This is a genomic window from Vibrio sp. V03_P4A6T147, from assembly GCF_002241085.1.
Taxonomy (GTDB): Bacteria; Pseudomonadota; Gammaproteobacteria; order Enterobacterales; family Vibrionaceae; genus Vibrio; species Vibrio anguillarum.
Window position 1 is genome coordinate 1 of sequence record NZ_NDIO01000144.1, and the last position, 4166, is coordinate 4166.

Here is a 4166-nt window from a genome sequence, read left to right on the forward strand (position 1 = left end):
ATCAAGCATCATAGTAATGATTGCAAGCCGAAATCCCAATGGATGGAAGCTTTTTGTTTTAAGTGAACACCATTTGAGCAAATCTTCTATTTTCTCTTCTACTCAATAAAATAGGTGGACTATTTTAGCTCTTGTTTGAACTTCTGATTATCTTGAGAAGAGGCTTTGTATTATCTCGTTGGCCGCTACCGTGGTGCTTACTTTGGTACATGGCAATATCAGTTTGGTGCAATACTTCTTCCAGGCTCATGAAATGATCTCTGTAATTCGACACACCAATCGCCACATTGACTTTTATGTTTAAATTTCGAGCAGAATCGCTGTAGGTAAAGGACTCTAACTGCATTAACACAGGCTCAAGCTCCTCATCACTATATTGCCCAATCAGGATAAACTCATCACCCCCGATTCGGTAACTACGACCACGCCAAATAGAATCGATACGGCTGGCAAGTGCTTTCAACACTTCATCTCCCACTTCATGACCATAGTTATCGTTTATCGGCTTAAAGTTATTCACATCTAAATAAATCAAGGTTAGATCGCTGTTTAAGCCTCTCGAATAACGGCGATATAAAGCTCGGCGATTACGCAGCTTGGTTAAATTATCGGTAACAGATTGTGAGTGTAGATAGAAAGCGACCACTAACAAGAAGCCAAATACCAACGTAAACAGCCATTGAGTGTGGCGTGAAAAAGTTTTCTCGGCCGCTAACGTTGCTCGCCAATTCGGTTGATAATCATAGGTGTTGATGATTTTCTGCGTATCAATCATCTTAATAGCACGAGTAAATAAAGGAGCCAGCGAAGCGCCCATGCTATTTTTGGGAAAGCCCATTGCAATCTCAGACGAGTAAAAACTGCCGATAAATAGATCTTCCTCCAACGGCAATAAGTTATCCGCTTCGCGCAATATTTGGTTAAAGTTAGCACGGTTTAGAACGATGTAATCGACCTCCTTACCGAGCAAGGCTTTGACCAATTCATTTTGAGTTTTATAAACATGTAGCACTTTATTGGGCAGCATTTTTCCTAACAGTTCTTCAAAGAAATCTTCTTTAATCACGCCGATGCGCTCAACAATTAATTCCGACACATTGCTGTAAACATTGTCTTTGTAATTTTCACGCTTAATCAAGACGGCTTCAGGCTGGTAATACGTGTCACTGAAATAAACGTCGGATTTTCGTTGTTGAGAGACGGTAACTGGTACTAGGATATCAATGCGTTTATTGACCAAATCGGCATACATACTCTCCCACGTTTCGTCTGGCTGGCTGGCCAGTTCGCATTTGAGTAACAGAATGTCACATGCTTTAAAAACAATGTCCGCGTTTATTCCTTTCACTTTACCATCGTGCTGATACTGAGCAAATTGGCTGATGTTCTCCAATTTTACTTTTAACGGTCGCTGCACGTTTAAGCCGCTATCGATGACGGATTGACGCAACGCCTGCTTGCGGATATCAAATTGGTATTTTTGTACTGATTCTCTAAGCAGTTTTTGTACCGACGCTGAGTGTACATATTCTTGAATTTTGTTGAGTAATAAAGTGTTGTGCCCTTTTGGCGTAATAATAGCAACCGGCTGAATAGGCAGTTGGTCATTAAGCAATTGCGCATCGAGCCCTGCCATCAACATCGGCTTTAATTGATTAATCGCGTCTACGACCACATCGACTTCAGCCGTGCTTAAAAGTTCTTTGGCACGCCGAGCACCATCATACTCAATCTGTATAATATGAGGAAAATAAGCGGCAATCAGCTCACCATAAATCGTTCCTTTGGGAACCCCGACCCTCGCCAGATCGGTTAACTGTACGTTGCTGTGGCTAAATGCATAGGTATATTCAATATTGGTAGGACTTGAGAAATCAAATCGTTGAGCACGCTGTTCGGTGTAAGTCACATTGGCTGCAAAATCGCTCTCCCCTTGTTCGATAGCGGTCAAGATCGCATCAAAGCTGGGGTAATTAACATAGTCAATCTCAAGGCGAAATTGGTAAGCAATGGCATCAAACAAAATACGCGTGACAACATCGTCCGCTTCTGTCGCTACTCGATATGTTTTAGCGTTGATTATGGGAGCACTGATGACGCTGTGTGCCGCCGTTGCTAGCCATAAAAGACCTATTAGCCGAAATGCACGAACCATGACGTTTATATTATTGTAATGAGAGGTGAGCATCATATACTAATGCTCTATATATGCATAAGAATGAAGTCACAACTTCACCCACAACATGCTCTAATCTACATTCAGTTGTGTTCTGGTCATTCGGTATTCTCTTCGGTGCTCTTGAGTAGATAATCAGTCATCCAAGCAGTAGCCAGTAAACAGATCCAAACCACGAATACGGGGTTTGGTACATCACTTGTGGGCGAGACGACTAAGCTTGCAAAGCCTACCGTTGGAAGTGTCCAGCATAACAAACCATTCCAATTCACCGCGACTGGTTTGGATTGGGTTAAACTTTCCATCGACGCCATAATGCCAGTAATGCTTAACGCAACTAACACCGCATACGAGAAATCGGCCATCCATAGCGGTAGCAGTAACCCTAACGCCCACCAACGGTGCTTATTAGATGGCTTCCAGTGCGCAACCGACCACCAAACAACGATAACAGAAAGAGTCTGAATAACAGTCAGCCAGCCTGTACCGCCTAATTTCCCAGCCGATTGAGTAACGATGATACCGACTTGCAACGTCAGTACGATCAACGTGCTCACTAAGATAACGCCCATGCTACTGCGTTTAGAAAAGGCCACCGTCAACAAAGGCAGCAGCACCCAAACACTGACAGAAAGAGCGATTGGCTGATAAGATAAAGTGAAACCATAAGCGGTCATTGCAGCCAATAACAACACACCCGCGACGCCCCCTTGCGGTAAAATCCACAGCGCAGGGATCACGATGGCCAGCACGGGGATGTCCCCTTCGCTTAAACCTATGGCTCTTGCACAAACCACAGCCAACAAGGTTGTGATTAAAAATTGAAAGGTAGAAAATAGCATGCCCTCTCCTTATACCGTTCCTTGGTAACTATCGAACTAGGACACTGCTAGTATGGACGAATTGTCAGCATGAACCAATTTTTAGCGCAGATTTTTGCAGTTATACATCAAATTCCCGCAGGAAAAGTGACAACCTATGGGGAAATTGCTCGTTTAGCAGGATACCCCGGCTACGCACGTCATGTTGGAAAAGCATTAGGTAACCTACCTCAAAACAGCCGATTACCTTGGTTTCGTGTGATCAACAGCAAAGGAGAGATTTCGCTAAAAGGAGAGGATTTATTACGTCAACGACAAAAATTGATCGCCGAAGGCGTCGAAGTGAACGAGCATGGCAGAATAAAACTTCGATTATACCAGTGGCGCCCCTAAGCCCCTTTCGGTCAAGCGCCTTTCCCGCTTATCTAGCACGGGAAAGGGCTGTTTTACTATTTCTTGTTTTACTGTTTAACACCAACCAAACGCAAATCAACACGTTTAGTGTTATTCTCATCAGTAATCACGGCGTAATGGGTATCCGTAATGAAGCGCAGTTTTCCATCTACTTCGATGCGAGCACTGACGCTGTAACGGTGGCGAGCATCAATTTTTCGGTTGTCGAATGCCAAGTCAAACTCAAGCGGCACTTGCATCCCGTTAGTTTCAAAGCGGTGTTTTGCGATCACTTTAGCGGGTGCATCAGCCAATGAAACATCTTGCAAAGTGATAGTGACAAGCGCCTTATCCGGCAGTGCAATACGCTCACGGTACGAAACCGTACCCATGATAGATTGAATATTGCTCTCGGAAGAGGTTGGTTTTTGCGCTGACTGGCAACCCACAAGCATTAGACCCAAAACAGACGACATAATCAGCAACAGTGCCTTTTTCATAAGGATAAAACCTCAGTTATGGTGTTAGATAGGTGATGATTATAGGTTCGGTTTTATCTGCTGTCATGGTCGTCCATTTGGTATTAACAAGATATTGACTTAGTCAACAATGATAATAATTACATTAAGAATCTCGGTGAGGGTCTATGAGTCAACCATTAAATGAACTATTGGATTTGCTGCAACTGGAAAAGCTAGAAGAAGGTTTATACCGAGGTGAGAGCGAGAACTTAGGTCTGCCACAAGTGTATGGTGGGCAAGTGATTGGCCAAGCAC

4 protein-coding genes and 1 pseudogene are annotated in these 4166 nt (G+C 43.6%); 2 read left to right on the top strand and 3 right to left on the bottom strand.

Annotated elements, in window-relative coordinates:
• Positions 1-124 precede the first annotated feature (124 nt).
• The gene (locus B9J84_RS05515) at positions 125-2191 is read right to left on the bottom strand and encodes a GGDEF domain-containing protein (protein WP_094123714.1); all 2067 of its coding nucleotides are present in this window, start codon (positions 2189-2191) and stop codon (positions 125-127) included.
• Positions 2192-2274: 83 nt separating this feature from the next.
• Positions 2275-3018: a hypothetical protein gene (locus B9J84_RS05520; RefSeq protein ID WP_017045285.1), complete on the bottom strand. Its 744-nt coding sequence runs from the start codon at positions 3016-3018 to the stop codon at positions 2275-2277.
• A 69-nt stretch (positions 3019-3087) separates the two neighbouring features.
• Between B9J84_RS05520 and B9J84_RS05525 the strand changes: the two genes are divergently transcribed.
• On the top strand, positions 3088-3390 hold the full coding sequence (locus tag B9J84_RS05525; RefSeq protein WP_094123715.1) for an MGMT family protein: 303 nt from the start codon (positions 3088-3090) through the stop codon (positions 3388-3390).
• A gap of 68 nt (positions 3391-3458) precedes the next feature.
• Here the strand turns inward: B9J84_RS05525 and B9J84_RS05530 are convergent, their stop codons facing one another.
• Positions 3459-3890 (bottom strand): YbaY family lipoprotein, encoded by a 432-nt coding sequence (locus B9J84_RS05530; RefSeq protein WP_017044405.1) that lies wholly within the window; start codon positions 3888-3890, stop codon positions 3459-3461.
• 146 nt (positions 3891-4036) lie between these two features.
• On the opposite strand from B9J84_RS05530, the pseudogene B9J84_RS16105 reads away from it, so the two are divergent.
• Positions 4037-4166: pseudogene (locus tag B9J84_RS16105) on the top strand (acyl-CoA thioesterase II); the annotation flags it as partial.